The sequence below is a fragment of the Streptomyces marokkonensis genome, assembly GCF_039539045.1.
Lineage (GTDB): Bacteria > Actinomycetota > Actinomycetes > Streptomycetales > Streptomycetaceae > Streptomyces > Streptomyces marokkonensis.
In genome coordinates this window covers 22,920-40,542 of the sequence record NZ_BAABCQ010000058.1, presented here as the reverse complement: position 1 = coordinate 40,542, position 17,623 = coordinate 22,920, and the positions used below count along the sequence as shown (strand labels likewise).

14 protein-coding genes and 2 pseudogenes are annotated in these 17,623 nt (G+C 73.0%); 11 read left to right on the top strand and 5 right to left on the bottom strand.

The window, feature by feature from the left end:
* Positions 1-350, bottom strand: a pseudogene (locus tag ABEA26_RS36365) (hypothetical protein); the annotation flags it as partial.
* A 75-nt stretch (positions 351-425) separates the two neighbouring features.
* Here ABEA26_RS36365 and ABEA26_RS16720 point away from each other — a divergent pair.
* On the top strand, positions 426-1,205 hold the full coding sequence (locus ABEA26_RS16720) for a tetratricopeptide repeat protein (protein ID WP_425587853.1): 780 nt from the start codon (positions 426-428) through the stop codon (positions 1,203-1,205).
* Positions 1,206-1,270: 65 nt separating this feature from the next.
* Here the strand turns inward: ABEA26_RS16720 and ABEA26_RS16715 are convergent, their stop codons facing one another.
* Entirely contained in the window at positions 1,271-2,572 is a 1,302-nt protein-coding gene (locus ABEA26_RS16715; RefSeq protein ID WP_345593158.1) for a DUF1015 domain-containing protein, read from the bottom strand.
* A gap of 72 nt (positions 2,573-2,644) precedes the next feature.
* On the opposite strand from ABEA26_RS16715, the gene ABEA26_RS16710 reads away from it, so the two are divergent.
* The 4 genes from ABEA26_RS16710 (at position 2,645) to ABEA26_RS16695 (ending at position 6,926) form a co-directional block, all read left to right on the top strand.
* The gene (locus ABEA26_RS16710; RefSeq protein WP_345593156.1) at positions 2,645-3,682 is read left to right on the top strand and encodes an HAD hydrolase-like protein; all 1,038 of its coding nucleotides are present in this window, start codon (positions 2,645-2,647) and stop codon (positions 3,680-3,682) included.
* A gap of 183 nt (positions 3,683-3,865) precedes the next feature.
* Complete coding sequence (locus ABEA26_RS16705) at positions 3,866-4,912, top strand: FecCD family ABC transporter permease (RefSeq protein ID WP_345593155.1); 1,047 nt, start codon at positions 3,866-3,868, stop codon at positions 4,910-4,912.
* A 32-nt stretch (positions 4,913-4,944) separates the two neighbouring features.
* Positions 4,945-5,982: a FecCD family ABC transporter permease gene (locus tag ABEA26_RS16700; RefSeq protein ID WP_345593154.1), complete on the top strand. Its 1,038-nt coding sequence runs from the start codon at positions 4,945-4,947 to the stop codon at positions 5,980-5,982.
* Complete coding sequence (locus ABEA26_RS16695; RefSeq protein WP_345593153.1) at positions 5,979-6,926, top strand: ABC transporter ATP-binding protein; 948 nt, start codon at positions 5,979-5,981, stop codon at positions 6,924-6,926. Before ABEA26_RS16700 ends, ABEA26_RS16695 begins: the two co-directional genes overlap by 4 nt.
* Here the strand turns inward: ABEA26_RS16695 and ABEA26_RS16690 are convergent.
* Positions 6,910-7,257 carry an SCP2 sterol-binding domain-containing protein gene (locus ABEA26_RS16690; RefSeq protein WP_345593151.1) on the bottom strand — a complete coding sequence of 116 codons (348 nt, stop codon included), beginning with the start codon at positions 7,255-7,257 and terminating at the stop codon, positions 6,910-6,912. The two genes, ABEA26_RS16695 and ABEA26_RS16690, sit on opposite strands and share 17 nt — an antisense overlap.
* A 42-nt stretch (positions 7,258-7,299) precedes the next feature.
* On the opposite strand from ABEA26_RS16690, the gene ABEA26_RS16685 reads away from it, so the two are divergent.
* The 6 genes and pseudogenes from ABEA26_RS16685 (at position 7,300) to ABEA26_RS16660 (ending at position 13,395) form a co-directional block, all read left to right on the top strand.
* Entirely contained in the window at positions 7,300-7,575 is a 276-nt protein-coding gene (locus tag ABEA26_RS16685) for a hypothetical protein (protein WP_345593150.1), read from the top strand.
* 7 nt (positions 7,576-7,582) lie between these two features.
* Positions 7,583-8,398, top strand: coding sequence for a hemolysin (locus ABEA26_RS16680; protein ID WP_345593148.1), 816 nt, complete (start codon positions 7,583-7,585; stop codon positions 8,396-8,398).
* Positions 8,395-9,300, top strand: a complete 906-nt coding sequence (locus ABEA26_RS16675) for an NAD kinase (protein ID WP_345593146.1) — start codon at positions 8,395-8,397, stop codon at positions 9,298-9,300. The genes ABEA26_RS16680 and ABEA26_RS16675 overlap by 4 nt, the downstream gene beginning before the upstream one ends.
* A gap of 186 nt (positions 9,301-9,486) precedes the next feature.
* The gene (gene recN / locus ABEA26_RS16670) at positions 9,487-11,205 is read left to right on the top strand and encodes a DNA repair protein RecN (protein ID WP_345593161.1); all 1,719 of its coding nucleotides are present in this window, start codon (positions 9,487-9,489) and stop codon (positions 11,203-11,205) included.
* A 145-nt stretch (positions 11,206-11,350) separates the two neighbouring features.
* Positions 11,351-12,063 (top strand): annotated as a pseudogene (locus ABEA26_RS16665) (hypothetical protein).
* A gap of 186 nt (positions 12,064-12,249) precedes the next feature.
* Positions 12,250-13,395 carry a glycosyltransferase family 4 protein gene (locus tag ABEA26_RS16660; protein WP_345593144.1) on the top strand — a complete coding sequence of 382 codons (1,146 nt, stop codon included), beginning with the start codon at positions 12,250-12,252 and terminating at the stop codon, positions 13,393-13,395.
* Positions 13,396-13,447: 52 nt separating this feature from the next.
* Here ABEA26_RS16660 and ABEA26_RS16655 read toward each other — a convergent pair whose 3' ends face one another.
* Both ABEA26_RS16655 and ABEA26_RS16650 read right to left on the bottom strand, forming a co-directional pair.
* Positions 13,448-15,082, bottom strand: coding sequence for a PucR family transcriptional regulator (locus tag ABEA26_RS16655; protein WP_345593142.1), 1,635 nt, complete (start codon positions 15,080-15,082; stop codon positions 13,448-13,450).
* 213 nt (positions 15,083-15,295) lie between these two features.
* A complete protein-coding gene (locus ABEA26_RS16650; protein ID WP_345593160.1) occupies positions 15,296-17,098 on the bottom strand; it encodes a glycoside hydrolase family 15 protein in 1,803 nt (600 codons plus the stop codon).
* Positions 17,099-17,623 lie beyond the last annotated feature (525 nt).

Below are 17,623 nucleotides of genomic sequence, written 5' to 3'. Positions count from 1 at the left end.
GGTACGGGCGTCGTGACGACCGTGACCGTGGTCCGCGTCGTGACGAGCGGGGTGGGGACCGTCCGTCCTTCCGTCGCGATGAGCGTCGTGACGAGCGGGGTGGGGACCGTCCGTCCTTCCGCCGTGATGAGCGTCGTGACGAGCGGGGTGGGGACCGTCCGTCCTTCCGCCGTGACGACCGTGGTGACCGCGGTGGCTTCCGGCGTGACGACAACCGTGGTGAGCGAGGCGGTTTCGGCCGGCGCGACGACAGTCGCGGTGGCGACCGCGGTGGGTTCCGTGGCCGTGACGACCGTGGGGGACGTGGACCCCGGCGCGACGACCGGGGCGGGCGGCCCGGTGGTTTCCACGGACGTGACGACCGGCAGGGCGGCGGTGGCCGGTTCCGCGAGGAGCGGGACCGTGACCGTGAGCCGATCAAGCGCCTGCCGATCCCCGAGGAGGTCACGGGCGACGAGATCGACAAGGACGTAAGGCAGGAGCTCCAGAGCCTGCCCAAGACGCTCGCGGAGGACGTCGCCAGGAACCTGGTGATGGTCGCGCGGCTGCTCGACGAGGACCCGGAGGCGGCGTACGCCTACTCCAAGGTGGCCCTGCGTCTGGCGTCCCGCGTCGCCGCCGTACGGGAGGCGGGCGGGTTCGCCGCGTACGCCAACCAGAAGTACAGCGAGGCGCTGGCCGAGTTCCGGGCCGCGCGGCGGATGACCGGCTCTGTCGAGTTGTGGCCGGTCATGGCCGACTGCGAGCGGGGGCTCGGCCGGCCGGAGAAGGCGCTCGACATGGCAGGCACCCCCGAGGTGCACAAGCTGGACAAGGCAGGTCAGGTCGAGATGCGGCTCGTCGCGGCCGGCGCCCGGCGTGACATGGGGCAGCTGGACGCGGCCATCGTGACGCTGCAGAGCCCCGAGCTGGCCTCCAACTCCGTACAGCCCTGGACCGCCCGTCTGCGGTACGCGTACGCCGACGCCCTGCTGGCCGCCGGCCGGGAACGGGAGGCGCGGGAGTGGTTCGCCAAGGCCGTGGAGTCCGACCGGGACGGCAGCACGGACGCCTCCGACCGGCTCGCCGAGCTGGATGGCGTCGAGTTCGTGGACGCCCTGGACGAGGGTGAGGGCGACAGTGACGTCGTGAGCCCTGCCGCCGATGTCGCGGACGAGGGCGAAGACCGGAACGCCGACGCCGACGGCGAGGGCGAGAAGGACTGACGTCCATGACGTGACGACGAAGGGGCGGGACCGGCACCACGGTCCCGCCCCTTCGTCGTGCCGTGTCACAGGTTCAGCGTGCGCAGCACCAGGCCCGAGGCCGGCTTCGGGCCGAAGGACGTCGACTTGCGGGGCATCGTGACGCCCTGCTGGGCCAGCTCGCGGACGACCTCCTCGCGCACCGGGTGCATCAGTACCGCCGTGCCGCCGTCGTGTTCTGCCTTCTCGACGGTGGCCGCCGTGTCGTGGATGTAGGAGATGTGGGCGGCGGAGTCGTCCGGGACGTTCCAGACGTGGGCGAGGAGCGTGGTGTGCAGGACCGTGGCGTCCAGGGTGCGCCAGGCCTCGGGCCGGTCGGTGGGGACCGTACGGGCCAGCAGGCCGGGATCCGGCCGGTCGACGAGGTGGAACGCGCCGTCACCGGCGAGCAGGAAGGCGTTGCCCGCCTCGGCCGCCCTCGCCAGGGCGTCCATGGACTCCGCCAGGGGTGTGTCGAGGCGACGGACGCGGGCGTGGCCGTCCAGGGCGACTACGGCGTCGCGCACCGGGAGGTCGTGCAGCAGGCGGTGGATGGCGCGGACGCGGAGTGGGTAGCGGGCCGTGTCGACGAGAAGGACGAGGCCGTGCTCCCAGGGGCTGGGGGAGGAGTGCTCCGCGCGGAGCGTGCGGTAGGTCGCCCAGCGGTGGTGGCCGTCGGCGATGAGGGCCTGGTGCCGGGCCAGTTCGGACCGGACGCGGTCCAGTTCGGCGAGATCGGTCACCGACCACAGCCGGTGGCGGAAGCCGTCCTCCGTGGTCGTCTCGAGGAGCGGCGGTTGCTCGGCGGTGCGCTCCACGAGACTGGTCGTGGCCGTCGTGGCCGTCGTGGCGCCGTCGCCGCGGTAGGTGAGGAGCAGGGGTTCGAGGTTCGCCGAGGTGGCCCGCATGAGCGCCGCGCGGTCGGCGACGACGTGGGGCATGACGTCCTCGTGCGGCAGGACGACCTGCTCCGAGGGGTCCGAGACGCGCAGGGCGCCGATGATGCCGCGTTGCAGCAGGCCTTCGCCGTCGCGTTGTTCGTAGACGTACAGACCCGGTTCGGGATCGGCGGTCAGGACGCCCTCCGCCATCCAGCGCCGCAGGGTGCGGGCGGCCTGGTCGTTGCGCGCCTCGGGGGTCGCGGCCTGGGGAAGGATCAGGCGGACGATGTTGTGCGGGTCGGCCGACTCGAGGTGGAGCAGGCCGTCGGGTCGGACCACGACGTCGTAGGGCGGGGACGTCACGGCGGCCAGACTGCCGACCCGGTCCGGGTCGTAGCGGAGGCCTCGGAACGGGGTGAGTTCCAGGCCCCGGCGCGCCGTTGCTTCCGGGGGACCTGCAGTGTTCATCCCGGCATCGTACGTGTGTCAGCGGCATGGGGGATGATCGGGGGAAAGCCGTCGAACGAGGAGCGATGCCAGATGAGCCGGAGCGTCAGGACGAGGCCCGAGGGCAGTGGGCGGGGCCTGAGCGAGGCGTACGACACGGCGCTGCTCGACCTGGACGGCGTGGTGTACGCAGGGGGGAAGGCGATCACTCACGCGGTCGACTCGCTCACCACGGCCCACGCGGGCGGCATGCGTCTGGCGTACGTCACGAACAACGCGCTCCGGACTCCCGACGCGGTGGCCGAGCACCTGACCGAGCTGGGTATACCGACGGGTGCCGACGACGTCATCACATCGGCACAGGCGGTGGCCCGGCTGATCGCCGAGCAGGTGCCGTCGGGCGCGCGGGTGCTGGTGATCGGCGGTGATGGGCTGCGGGTGGCGCTGCGCGAGCGCGGCCTGGAGCCGGTGGAGTCGGCCGAGGACGATCCGGCGGCGGTGGTGCAGGGGTTCGGCGGGCCGGAGCTGCCGTGGGGGCGGTTCGCGGAGGCCTGCTACGCGATCGCGCGCGGCGTGCCCTGGTACGCCTCCAACACCGACCTGACGATCCCGGGCGCCCGGGGCATCGCACCGGGCAACGGGGCGGCGGTGGAGGTCGTACGGATCGCCACCGGTGCGGATCCGCAGGTCGCGGGGAAGCCGTTGCCTCCCATGCACCGAGAGACGATCCTGCGTACCGGGGCGCAGCGGCCGTTGGTGGTGGGCGACCGGCTGGACACGGACATCGAGGGCGCGTTCAACGGGGAGGTCGACTCGCTGCTCGTCCTGACCGGCGTGACCGACGGGGCGCAGCTGCTGGCGGCGCCGCCGCAGCACCGGCCGACGTTTGTCGACGCCGATCTGCGCGGGTTGCTGACCGGGCAGCCGGAGGTCACGGGCGAAGGAGACGGGAGCGGGGGGTTCCGCTGCGGCGGTTGGAAGGCCACGGCGGGGGAGGAGCGGCTGGAACTGGAGGGCGACGGCGCTGCGCTCGACGGCTTGCGTGCGCTGTGCGCGGCGGCCTGGACCGCGGGCGGGGAGGCAGGGTGCGAGCTGGACTCGGGGAAGGCGTTGGCACGACTGGGGTTGTGAGCCGCTGTGTGGGGAAGAAGCCCGGCCGCGGGTACCGGGAGGCGATCCTCAGGACGTCCTGAGTGACGTCCTCGTCCCTGTTCTCAAGACGCCCCCAGGTCAGGGACGACCTCAGCGACATCCTCAGGACTGGGAAGATCCTCGGGATCGTGATCGATTGGCAGGGTAGGCTAACCTAACCGGGTGTTGGTCGACAGTCCCCCCGAACAGCGCGCGGAGACCGCCCCCGCGCCGCCCCCGAAGCGCCGCGTCCTACGTGCCGTCGGGCTGCCCGTATCCGCCGCGGCCCTGGTGCTCATCGCGTTGACGAGCATCGCGATCGGCGCGAAGGACCTGTCCCTGGCGCAGGTCTGGCACGGCCTGTTCCACGACTCGGGCACGTATGGCGACGTCGTGGTGGGCGAGCGGCTGTCGCGGACCGTGCTCGGCCTGCTCGCCGGTGCCGCGCTCGGTCTCGCGGGAGCCGTGCTGCAGGCGCTCACCCGCAATCCGCTGGCCGACCCCGGTCTGCTCGGCATCAACGCGGGTGCCTCGGCGGCGGTCGTCACGGCCATCACCTTCTTCGGCGTCACCTCGCTGACCGGGTACGTGTGGTTCGCCTTCGCCGGCGCGGCGGGGGTCGGCGCGCTGGTCTGGTTCCTGGGAGGCAGCCGGGGGGCCACTCCGGTGCGGCTGGTGCTGGCCGGCACCGCGATCAGCGCCGCGCTCTTCGGCTACCTCCAGGCCGTGATGATCATGGACGACGCGGCGCTGGGCAGGATGCGCTTCTGGACGGTCGGTTCGCTCTCCTCGGCGACCGACGACACCATCGTGGAGGTGCTGCCGTTCTTCGTGGCGGGCACCGTCCTCGCCCTCGCGCTCGCCCGGCCGCTCAACGCCATGGAGATGGGTGACGACACCGCCAGGGCCCTCGGCGCCCACCTGAACCGCACCCGGGCACTGTCCATGCTCGCCGCGACCGTGCTGTGCGGGGCCGCGACCGCCGCCTGCGGGCCGATCGTGTTCGTCGGGCTGATGGTGCCGCACATCGTCCGCTCCTTCACCGGGCCCGACATGCGCTGGATCCTGCCGTACGCGGCGATCCTGTCGCCCGTGCTGCTGCTGGGCGCGGACGTCCTCGGCCGGATCGTCGCACGGCCCTCGGAGCTCCAGGTCGGCATCGTCACCGCCGTCCTGGGCGGGCCGGTCTTCATCTATCTCGTACGACGGCGGAGGACGGCCCAGCTGTGAAAACCGGGAAGACCGTGAAGAACGGGAAGACCGTGAAGACCACCCGAGCCGTGCGGAGCCCGGGCGGGCTCTCGTTCCGTCTCGACGTCCGGACCGTGGTCGTCGTCGTCCTGCTGCTGGCCGTCGCCCTCGCCGCGAGCGTGGTGCTGATCGGCACCGGCGACTTCCCGATACCGGCCGGCGACGTGCTGAAGACCCTGGCCGGTGAGGGCAACGCGGGCCAGGAATTCATCGTCAACGAACTGCGGCTGCCACGGGTCCTGGTCGGACTGCTGGTCGGCGCCGCGCTCGGGGTGGGCGGTGCGCTGTTCCAGGCCATCTCGCGCAACCCGCTCGGCAGCCCGGACGTGCTCGGCCTCGGGCAGGGCGCGACGGCCGGCGCCCTCACCATGATCGTCCTGTTCTCCGGCAGCTCGGCCCAGGTCACCGTCGGCGCCCTCGTGGGCGGCCTGGTGACCGGCCTCGCCATCTACCTGCTCGCCTGGAAGCGGGGCGTGCACGGTTACCGGCTGGTCCTGGTCGGCATCGGCATGTCCGCGATCGTCACGGCGGTCAACGGCTATCTGCTGACCCGGGCCGACATCGTCGACGCCTCCCGTGCCGTGGTCTGGATGACCGGCTCCCTCAACGGCCGCGACTGGGACCAGGTCTGGCCCCTGCTCGCGCTGTGCGCGGTGCTCGTCCCGCTCGTCGTCACCAACGGACGGGCGCTGCGGATGATGGAGATGGGCGACGACATCTCGTACGCCCTCGGAGTGCGTGTCGAGCGTGTACGGGCGCTGCTCATGGTGGCCGCCGTGCTGCTCACCGCCGCCGCCACCGCCGCCGCGGGGCCGGTCAGCTTCGTCGCGCTCACCGCACCGCAGCTCGCCCGGCGCCTGACCCGTTCGCCGGGCCCCAACCTGCTGCCGTCCCTCTGCATGGGCGCCGCCCTGCTGGTCAGCGCCGACTGGATCTCGCAGCGGGCCTTCGGAGCCGACCAGCTGCCCGTCGGTGTGGTCACCGGCGTGCTCGGCGGCGTCTATCTGCTGTGGCTGCTGGTCACGGAGCGGAAGGCGGGCCGGATATGAGAGCCAGAGCCGGTGTCCGCAGCGGGCAGAACAACCAAAGGAGCAACGTGAACCGCCTGACCGCCGAGAACGTCACCCTCGCCTACGACCAGCGTGTCATCGCGGACAAGCTGTCGGTGGAGATACCCGACAACTCCTTCACCGTCATCGTCGGCCCCAACGCGTGCGGCAAGTCCACCCTGCTGCGGGCCCTGTCGCGGATGCTCAAGCCCACCCAGGGCCGGGTGCTCCTCGACGGGTCGGCCATCCAGTCGATGCCCGCCAAACACGTCGCGCGGACCCTCGGCCTGCTGCCGCAGTCCTCCATCGCGCCCGACGGGATCACCGTCGGCGACCTCGTCGGCCGGGGCCGCTACCCGCACCAGGGGCTCCTGCGCCAGTGGTCGACCGAGGACGAGCGGGTCGTCCAGGAGTCGATGGCCCAGACCGGCATCTCCGACCTCGCCGAGCGCTACGTCGACGAACTCTCCGGCGGCCAGCGCCAGCGCGTGTGGATCGCCATGGCGCTCGCCCAGCAGACCCCGCTGCTGCTGCTCGACGAGCCGACGACGTACCTGGACATCCAGCACCAGATCGACGTCCTCGACCTGTGCGCGGAACTCCACGAGGAGCAGGGCCGCACGCTCGTGGCCGTCCTGCACGACCTCAATCACGCAGCCCGTTACGCCACCCACCTCATCGCCCTGCGCGACGGCGAGATCATCGCCGAGGGCGCGCCGAAGGACATCGTCACGGCCGGACTCGTCGAGCGCGTCTTCGGGCTTCGCTGCCAGGTCATCGACGATCCGGAGACGGGTACGCCGCTGGTGGTGCCGGCCGCGCGCAAGGCACGGGGCGCGGGCGACGCACAGCTTCGGAAGGCGGACGGGACGGCGGGCGAGAAGGAGACCGAGGCGGCGAACGGGACGGTCGGCGAGAAGGTGGCGGCTAGAGAAGCTTCCTGAGGCGGAAGAGGTCACGCAGGCCCGCCTCCAGCTTCACTCGGCCCGAACCCCATGCCTTGGCGAAGTTCAGTTCGCCGGCGACCAGGGCCACCAGGTCGTCGCCGGTCATCGCCAGTCTGATCTCGGCCTTCTCGCGCGGCGGCCCCTCAAGGGTCTCGCGCACGTCGATGCGGCCGTCCGCCATGCGTCCGGAGAAGGTGACGTCCAGATCGGTGATGTGACAGCTCACCGAGCGGTCCAGCTCGGTGGCCGACCGCACGTTCCCTTCGGCGCCCCGCATGCTGTCCGAGAGCTTTTCGAGTGCGGCGCGGCACTCCTCAGTCGTCGCCATCGGGACCGACCGTACCCCAGCCGCACGCGGTAGCGTCGGGGCATGAGCGACGCAGTACCGGAGCCCGGGGAGGCGGAGGAGGCGCGGTCGGCGTACGAGCCCGCCGCGTCCGCCCCCCTGGGCGTTCCCCGCGCCCCCACCGGAAACGCCGAGGTGGACGGCAGGCTGACGCGGCTGGCCGACGCCGACCACCTGGCCACGGACGGACACGTCGAGGTGTACGAGGATGTACACCGGGGGCTGCGCGACGCGCTCACCGCGCTCGACGCCCGCCCGGGACCTCCGGTGCCCCCACGACCCCACGAAAACAGGAGCTGAACCGAACGTGGCAGGAGTCGCACGCCGCCGTCTCGACGCGGAGCTGGTCCGCCGCAAGCTGGCGCGCTCGCGCGAGCACGCGAGCCAGCTGATCGCCGCCGGGCGGGTCACCGTCGGCAAGACCGTCGCGACCAAGCCGGCCACGCAGGTGGAGACCGCCGCCGCGCTCGTGGTGACCACCGACGACAGCGATCCCGACTACGTCTCGCGCGGCGGCCACAAGCTGGCCGGTGCCCTGTCGGCGTTCGTCCCGCAGGGGCTCGTCGTGGAGGGGCGGCGGGCGCTGGACGCCGGGGCCTCCACCGGAGGCTTCACCGACGTACTGCTGCGCTCGGGCGCCGCGCACGTCGTGGCCGTCGACGTCGGATACGGACAACTCGCCTGGTCTCTCCAGCAGGACGAACGCGTCACCGTCAGGGACCGTACGAACGTACGCGAACTGACTCCGGAGGCGATCGACGGGGAGCCCGTGGACCTTGTCGTGGGGGATCTGTCCTTCATCCCGCTCGGACTGGTGCTGCCCGCGCTGGTGCGGTGCGCACGGCCGGACGCCGACCTGGTGATGATGGTGAAGCCGCAGTTCGAGGTGGGGAAGGAGCGGCTGGGCAGCGGGGGAGTGGTACGCAGCGCTCAGCTGCGGGCCGAGGCCGTGCGGACGGTCGCCCACAGGGCCTGGGAACTGGGGCTCGGGGTGAAGGGGGTCACGGCCAGTCCGCTGCCCGGTCCCTCCGGGAACGTCGAGTATTTTCTGTGGCTGCGGGCCGGGGCCGAGGCACTGGACCCGGCTGACGTTGACCGTGCAGTGGCGGAGGGGCCGAGTTGACACAGAACCGAGCGCGTACTGTTTTCCTGCTCGCCCACACCGGGCGTCCCGCGGCCATCCGCAGTGCGGAGCTCGTGGTCAAGGGGCTGCTGCACGCCGGGATCGGCGTGCGTGTCCTGGAGGCCGAGGCGCGTGATCTGCCGCTGCCGCAAGAGGTGGAGCTGGTCGGGGAGGCCACCACGCAGTGCCTCGACGGGTGCGAGCTGCTCATCGTGCTCGGCGGTGACGGGACGCTGCTGCGCGGCGCGGAGTTCGCCCGCGCCTCCGGGGTCCCGATGCTCGGCGTCAACCTCGGCCGGGTCGGTTTCCTGGCGGAGGCCGAGCGAGACGACCTCGACAAGGTCGTCGACCGGGTGGTGAACCGGGCGTACGAGGTCGAGGAGCGGATGACCGTCGACGTCGTCGTGCACCGCAACGGCGACATCGTGCACACCGACTGGGCGCTGAACGAGGCCGCCGTGCAGAAGGCCGGTGCCGAGAAGCTGCTCGAGGTCGTGCTGGAGATCGACGGCCGGCCGGTGACGGGATTCGGCTGCGACGGCATCGTGCTCTCGACGCCCACCGGGTCGACGGCGTACGCCTTCTCGGCGGGGGGGCCGGTGGTGTGGCCCGAGGTCGAGGCGCTGCTGATGGTGCCGATCAGTGCGCACGCGCTGTTCGCGAAGCCACTGGTGACCTCGCCGGACTCGGTGCTCGTGGTGGAGATGCTGCCGCACATTCCGCCGGGAGTGCTGTGGTGCGACGGGCGGCGGACGGTGGAGCTGCCGCCGGGGGCGCGGGTGGAGGTTCGGCGGGGGGCGGTGCCGGTGCGGCTGGCCCGGCTGCACCATGCGTCGTTCACGGACCGGCTGGTGGCCAAGTTCGCGTTGCCGGTGTCCGGGTGGCGGGGCGCTCCGCACTAGCGGACTCGATGGGGTGGTTCGCCACCTCGCGGGCCGCGGGTGCGTCGTGGCTGGTCGCGCCCCGCGGCGCAGCCGCCATCAGCACAGTCCCGAGCCCCTGAGGGCGTGCACTCCCCGGGGTGACACAGGCGGCCTGTGTGCGCTTCCCCGCTCGGACCTCGTAAGGTCGTGTCCGTGCTTGAGGAGATGCGGATACGGTCGCTCGGAGTCATCGACGACGCCGTGGTCGAGCTGTCGCCCGGGTTCACCGCTGTCACCGGTGAGACGGGTGCCGGCAAGACGATGGTGGTCACCAGCCTGGGCCTGCTGCTGGGCGGACGCGCGGACGCGGCGCTCGTACGGATCGGCGCGAAGAACGCGGTCGTCGAGGGACGGATCTCCGTGCCCGGGGACGCCGCGGTCGCCGTCCGGGCCGAGGAGGCCGGGGCCGAGCTGGACGACGGGGCGCTGCTGATCAGCCGTACCGTTTCCGCCGAGGGGCGGTCGCGCGCGCACCTGGGCGGGCGGTCCGTGCCCGTGGGGATACTCGCCGAGCTGGCCGACGAACTGGTGGCCGTGCACGGGCAGACCGACCAGCAGGGGCTGCTCAAACTGTCCCGGCAGCGGCAGGCGCTGGACCGGTACGCGGGCGACGCGGTCGCCGGACCGCTCGCCAAGTACGCCGAGGCGTACCGGCGGCTGCGGGCCGTCGCCACGGAGCTGGACGAGATCACCACGCGCGCGCGTGAGCGCGCCCAGGAAGCCGACCTGCTGCGCTACGGCCTCGACGAGGTCGCGGCCGTCGAGCCGCGTCCCGGTGAGGACGCCGAGCTGGCGGAGGAGGCGGAGCGACTGGGCAACGCCGAGGCACTCGCGTCGGCGGCCACGGCCGCGCACGCCGCCCTGGCGGGCAATCCGGAGGACCTCGAGGTGGTGGACGCCGCGACGCTCGTCGCGGGCGCTCAGCGGGCCCTGGACGCCGTACGGTCGCACGATCCGGCGCTGGCCGCGCTCGCCGAGCGGATCGGTGAGGTCGGGATCCTGCTGCGCGACGTGGCCGGGGAGCTGGCGGGGTACGCCGACGACCTGGACGCCGACCCGCTGCGGCTCTCGGCGGTCGAGGAGCGCCGGGCCGCGCTCACGGCGCTGACGCGGAAATACGGCGAGGACGTCAGCGCCGTGCTGACCTGGGCCGAACAGAGCGTCGCGCGGCTGACCGAGCTGGACGGCGACGACGAGCGGATCGGCGAGCTGACCGCCGAGCGGGATGCGCTCCGCGCGGATCTGAGCGGGCTGGCGCAGGCGCTGACGGACGCGCGCACGGAGGCGGCCGAGCGGTTCGCGGCTGCGGTCACCGCCGAGCTGGCCTCGCTCGCGATGCCCCACGCGCGCGTATCGTTCGCGATCCGGCAGGCCGAGGACCCGGAGGGCGTGGAGGTCGGTGGACGCACGGTCGCGTACGGGCCCTCGGGCGCCGACGAGGTCGAGCTGCTGCTCGCCCCGCATCCGGGCGCGCCGCCGCGGCCGATCGCCAAGGGCGCGTCCGGCGGTGAGCTGTCGCGCGTGATGCTGGCCGTGGAGGTCGTGTTCGCGGGTACGGACCCGGTGCCGACGTACCTCTTCGACGAGGTCGACGCCGGTGTCGGCGGCAAGGCGGCGGTGGAGATCGGGCGGCGCCTGGCGCGGCTCGCGAAGAGCGCGCAGGTCGTGGTCGTCACGCATCTGCCGCAGGTGGCCGCGTTCGCCGACCGGCAGCTGCTGGTGGAAAAGACGAACGACGGGTCGGTGACCCGGTCCGGCGTGAAGGTGCTGGAGGGCGAGGAGCGGATCCGGGAGCTGTCCCGGATGCTGGCCGGCCAGGAGGACTCGGAGACGGCCCGCGCCCACGCGGAGGAACTGCTCGAGACGGCCAGGGCGGACGCGTAGGGGGTCCTGTCCGGCCTGCCCGGCCACGACACGGCAACCGGTGCGGAACCGGTTCGCCGCCGGTGCGATGCCGGGAAGGCGTCCGGTGCGATGCCGTGCGGGCGTTCCAGGGAGGGGACTCGCCGGGGTCCCGTAGGGTGGCCCGATGATCGAGCGCGCCCGCCGGACCGGCTCCTCCTTCGCCCTCGCCGCCGCCCTCGCGCGGACGGGCCTGACCGTGCTGCGCGCCACGGCGCCGGGCGGCCGGGAACGCTGGGAGCGCAAGAACCACGCCGGACGTACCGTGGACCTCTACACCGGGCCCGCGTGCGCCGTGGCGGCGGCGGTGGGGGCGGCGAGGGTACGGCCCGCCGCCGGGTTCGCCGTGCTCGCCGCCGGGGCCTGCGGGGCCTACGACGACGAGATGGGCGCCGAGGGCCCCCGGCGTGGGTTCCGGGCGCATCTGGCGGCGCTGCGGAACGGCGAGGTCACCAGCGGGGCGGTGAAGCTGCTCGGCATCTCCGCGGCCGGGCTCGCCGTCGGCGCGGTGATGAAGGAACGGCCGCTGGACAAGGTGCTCGCGGGCGTCGTCGTCGCCGGCGCCGCGCACTTCGTCAACCTCGTGGACGTACGCCCGGGCCGGGCAGGAGCGTCGGTCCTCGCGCTCGGGGGACCGGGACCTCCGCGGCCGCACTGCCCGACGACCTCGCCGAGCGCACGATGCTCGGGGACGCGGGAGCACACGCACCGGGCGCGGCCCTGGGCGTCGCGGTGGTGGCCGGGAACGGCCGGGCGGGACTCGCCGCGCACACGGTGGCACTCGTGGCCGCGGCGGTGTACGGGGAGAAGGTGAGCGAAACGGCACGCTCACTCGTGTGAGTGAACTGGCCCTGTTCCGTTGCCCGGCGGTCCCCTTTCGTGAGGGCTATCGTTCCCGGAACACCCGTACGGCCTGGCATCCTTGACGGAGCAGCGCGCAGGAAACCGCGCGGCGCGTCCTCCCCGCACCATCCTTCTGTACGTTCTTCGTGACCGTCCCCCGCCGAACCAGGAGTCCCCGGCCACGTGACCCCCGTGAGCAGCCACTCGCCGCACGGCCAGTCGCCGCTGCGCACCGTGCAGGTGCTGGGCGGCGGCAACGCCGGCAGCAGCGCCCACGTGCGCTCCCTGGCCGCGGGGCTCGTCGCACGGGGCGTGAAGGTGACGGTGTGCGCTCCCTGCGATGCGGAACGCACCTACGACTTCACGGGTGCCGGAGCGGGCCACGTGCACGTGCCGCGCAGCAGCGATCCCGTCTCCGTCGCCGCGCTGCGCGCGGTGTGCACGGACGCCGATCTGGTGCACGCGCACGGGCTGCACGCCTCCTTCCGCGCCGCGCTGGCCCTCGGCGGACGCCGGGTCCGCACTCCGCTGGTCGTCACCTGGCACGACCGGGTCCATGCCGAAGGAGCACGCGCCCAACTGCTGCGCGTGCTGGAACGACGGGTGATGAAGGCCGCCACCGTAGTGCTCGGCGCGACCTCCGAGCTGGTCGACCGGGCGCGGCGGACGGGCGCGCGGGACGCCCGGCTCGGCCCCGTCGCGCTCCCCGCCCGACCCTGCCCGCCGGCCGAGCCCGACGACCCGGAGCTGCGGCGTCCCAAGATTCGGGCCGAACTCGGCGCCACCGCACGCCCGTTGCTGATCTCGGTCGGCTCCCTGGAGCGGCACCGGGGGTACGACGTCCTGCTCGACGCCGCGCGTGTGTGGCGCCGCCTCGACCCGGTCCCCCTGGTCGTCGTCGCAGGGGAGGGCCCCTTGCGCGGAGAGTTGCAGCGACGGATCGAGGCCGAGGAGCTGCCGGTGGTGCTCGCCGGCAGCCGCGACGACATCACCGAGCTGCTGGGGGCGGCCGACCTCGCCCTGCTGCCCAGCCGCCGGGAGGCGCGCTCCGTCCTCGCCCAGGAGGCCCTCCACGCGCGTGTGCCGCTCGTCGCGAGCGATGTGGGCGGCATCCCCGAACTCGTCGGCGGCGCCGCCGAACTGGTCCCGCCGGGGAACGCGGAGGCGCTCGCCGACGCCGTCGTCCGGCTGCTCGCCGACCCCGGACGGCGCGAGGCGCTGAGGGACGAGGGTGTACGGCAGGCGGCCACCTGGCCGACCGAGGACGACACCGTCGCCCAGGTCCTCAGTGTCTACGACGAGTTGACGCAGCCCACGCCGCTGCTCTGAGCACGCCACTCTGAGCACGCCACTCCGAGCACGCCACTCCGAGCGTGCCGTCTCACGGCACGTGGCGGCGCGCCCGCAGGGCCAGGCTCAACGCCAGGACGGTCTGCGGGTCGTCGAGGTCCGTGCCCAGCAACTCCCCGATCCTCGCCAGCCGGTTGTACAGCGTCTGCCGGTTGAGGTGGAGTTCGCGCGCCGCCTCCGCCTTGCGGCCCGCGTGCGCCAGATACGTCTGGAGAGTGGGCAGCAGGGTCGGCTTGGAGCGGTTGTCGTGGTCGAGCAGGGGGCCGATCGCCCGGTCCACGAAGGCCGCGAGATCCGGATGGTCGCGCAGCCGCCACAGCAGCAGGTCGATGTCGAGGCGCCGGGCGTCGTACCAGGGCCGGTCGATGAGGCCCTGGGCCGCGGTCGCCGTCTCCGCCGCGTGTCTGAGGCCCGCCGACGCCGCCGCCCAGCCGCCGGTCACCCCGACGACCACGACGGGCGGCTGCGCCCCCGGCTGTCGCATGCCGGCCCGCTCCGCGCCCGCCCGCAGCGCCGCCGCGACCCGGTCCGCGACCGCGGCCCGCTCCGACTCCGTACGCAGGCCCAACAGGAGCGGCACCCGCCCCTCCACCGGCCGTACGCCCAGCAGGACCGGCACCCCCACCGACGCGAGCTCCTCGGCGACCGCGCGCGCCAGCACCGCCCAGCCGCCGTCGGCCGGGGACAGGGCGTCACCGAGGCGCATCACCACGGGGAGCAGCGGGCTGTCGCCCGGCTTGAAGCCCAGGACCCGGGCCTGCGCGGGGGCGTCCCGCGCCGTGATCCGGCCCTCGGCGAGATCGGAGAGGAAGTCGCCGCGCCCGCGCGCCGCCAGTTCCTCCTCCTGCCGTGCCTGCATCAGCACCACGGCGAGGATGCCGGCCGCCCGCTCCGCCGCCATCCGGTGCACCGGCGCGAGCGGGGACCGTACGGGCAGCAGGACGAGCCGTGCGCGTACCGACCCGGCGCCCGGGCCGCCGCCGGGCACGTCCACCAGGACCGAGCCCGCCGGAGGCGGGGCGTCCTTGTGCGGGCCGCGCAGCCCTTCCCACACCTGGAGCGGGTCCGCGCCCTGGGTGCCCGAGCCGGCGGCGTACAGCAGGCGGCCGTCGGTGGTCTCCAGGAAGACCGGGTTGTCGCCGAAGTCGGCCAGGATGCCGAGCACCTGGGGCACCCCGCCGCCGCCGAGGAGAGCCTCGGTGCACCGGCGGTGCACCTCCTCGGCCCGCTGGAGCAGCGCGTAGTGGCCGTTGACGATCTCGGTGTGGATCTCCTCGGTGACCGTCACGAACGGCACCTCGCGGTGCAGTTGGACCAGTGGCAGTCCGGCCGCGCGGGCCGTGTCCACGAGGGCCGCGGGAAGTCTCGCGAAACGCGGGCCGAGTTCCACGACGAGGGCCGCGATGCCGCGCTCGGCGAGGGCGCGGACGAAGGCGCGCTGCTCGGCGGGGCGGGTGCCGAGGCCGTAGCCCGTGGTGAGGAGGAGTTCGCCGCCCTTGAGGAGGGAGGCGATGTTGGGGACCTCGCCGGCGTGCACCCAGCGCACGGTGCGGTGCAGGAGGCCGGCGCCGGCGAGGACCTCCGGCAGGCCGCTGCGGAGGCCGGGGAGCTCCAGGGCGCGCTGCACGGTGATCCCCGAGGGCGGGGGCGCGCTGGGGGTGGTCATGCAGCGGACGGTACCCGCGGGGTGGGGGCGGGTACATCTCCGGTGCCCGGCGCCTTTGGCGTGCCCGGGGTGGGTTCGGGGTGTGTCGCGCGGCCCCGCGCTTACGGGGTGCCGCTGCGCCCACCCGTGCCGCTGGGGCGGCACGACCGCCCGCAGCTACGCGCGTGACTGCCCGCAGCGGCAGCGGGTGGCGGCTGCGGGCAGTCAGGTCCGTCAGCCTCCGTACGCCCCGCTCGCCGTCAGTCGCAGTGCCGTGTCGATCAGCGGTACGTGGCTGAAGGCCTGGGGAAAGTTGCCGACCTGGCGTTGGAGACGGGGGTCCCATTCCTCGGCCAGGAGGCCCAGGTCGTTGCGGAGGGAGAGGAGTTTCTCGAAGAGCCTGCGGGCCTCGTCCACGCGGCCGATCATCGCCAGGTCGTCGGCCATCCAGAACGAGCAGGCGAGGAAGGCGCCCTCGTCGCCGGGCAGGCCGTCGACGCCCTCGTTGCCGCCCTCCGTCGGGTAGCGCAGGATGAAGCCGTCCGACGTGGACAGCTCGCGCTGGATGGCCTCGATGGTGCCGATGACCCGCTTGTCGTCCGGCGGCAGGAAGCCCATCTGAGGGATCAGCAGCAGCGAGGCGTCCAGCTCCCGGGAGCCGTAGGACTGTGTGAAGGTGTTGCGTTCCTTGTCGTAGCCCTTCTCGCACACGTCCCGGTGGATGTCCTCTCGGAGCTGCTTCCAGCGCTCCAGCGGGCCGTCGGCGTCGCCGGACTCGATCAGCTTGATGGTGCGGTCCACGGCGACCCAGGCCATGACCTTGGAGTGCACGAAGTGACGGCGCGGGCCGCGCACCTCCCAGATGCCTTCGTCCGGCTCCTGCCAGTGGTCCTCCAGGTAGCGGATCAGCTTGATCTGGAGCACCGAGGCGTAGTCGTTGCGGGACAGACCCGTCATGTGGGCCAGGTGCAGGGCCTCGGTGACCTCGCCGTAGACATCCAGTTGGAGCTGGTGCGCGGCGCCGTTGCCGACCCGGACCGGTGTGGAGTTCTCGTAGCCGGGCAGCCAGTCCAGCTCCGCCTCGCCGAGCTCGCGCTCACCGGCGATGCCGTACATGATCTGCAGGTTCTCCGGGTCGCCGGCGACCGCGCGCAGCAGCCACTCGCGCCAGGCGCGGGCCTCCTCGCGGTAGCCGGTGCGCAGCAGCGAGGAGAGGGTGATCGCCGCGTCGCGCAGCCAGGTGTAGCGGTAGTCCCAGTTGCGGACGCCGCCGATGTCCTCCGGCAGGGAGGTGGTGGGCGCGGCGACGATGCCGCCGGTGGGGGCGTACGTCAGGGCTTTGAGTGTGATCAGGGAGCGGACCACGGCCTCCCGGTAGGGCCCGTGGTACGTGCAGTGCTCGACCCAGTCGCGCCAGAAGTCCTCCGTCGCCTCCAGGGACTGTTCCGGCTCCGGCAGCGGCGGCGGCTCCTTGTGCGAGGGCTCCCACGAGATGGTGAACGCGACCCGGTCACCCGGGGTGACCGTGAAGTCCGCGTACGTGGTGAGCGCCTTGCCGTAGGTCTCGGCCTCCGTGTCGAACCACACGGAGTCGGGGCCCGCGACGGCCACCGTACGGCCCTCGTGCTTGTGCACCCATGGGACCACGCGGCCGTAGCTGAACCGCATCCGCAGCTCCGAGCGCATCGGCACCCGGCCGGAGACGCCCTCCACGATCCGGATCACCTGCGGCGCGCCGTCGCGCGGCGGCATGAAATCGGTCACCCGGACCGTGCCGCGCGGAGTGTCCCACTCGGACTCCAGGATCAGTGAGTCGCCGCGGTAGGTCCGCCGGACCGCGGTGGGCGGTTCGGCGCCGGGGGCATGGGCGGGGCCCATCCGCCAGAAGCCGTGTTCCCCGGTGCCGAGCAGACCGGCGAAGATGGCATGCGAGTCGAAGCGGGGCAGGCACAGCCAGTCGACTGTGCCGTCCCGGCAGACCAGGGCGGCGGTCTGCATGTCTCCGATGAGTGCGTAGTCTTCGATGCGCCCGGCCACGTGCAACTCCAGTCGAACGGCCACGTCACCCCACATGGGGGCGGTCGCTGGTGCGGTCAAGGGGTGTGTCATGCGTCGTTGAGTCATGAAGCAAAGCAGCCGTTCGGCCACTAAGCCAAACGCTGCGCCGCACACGACAATTGTCGCCAACGCCGTGCCGCGAGCGACAGTTGTCGCCACGAACCGACGAGCCTTCGTTGTTCCGGTGCTGACGGGGCGGGGGTGGTGCCATGTCGCCGGGCGGGCTCGGCAGCGAACGTCCGAGCAGGATACGACGCACGTAGATGATCTGTGTGCCGCTCCGGACAACCCGGGTCCGCCGAAGACAACCCGAGTCCGCCGAAAGGGTGACCATCGCGTGCCGAAACGGTGAGCCGCGCGTCTGGGTCGCCGAGCGTGCGCGGAGGGTGGCCGGAAGCCGCAGCCCCGAGGCGCTGATACGCTGGTAGCCCGTGGACCGGTGGGAGAAGAACCCCGGAACCGCAGCGACGGCGCCGCCGACGAAAACCCGGGACGACCGGGTCG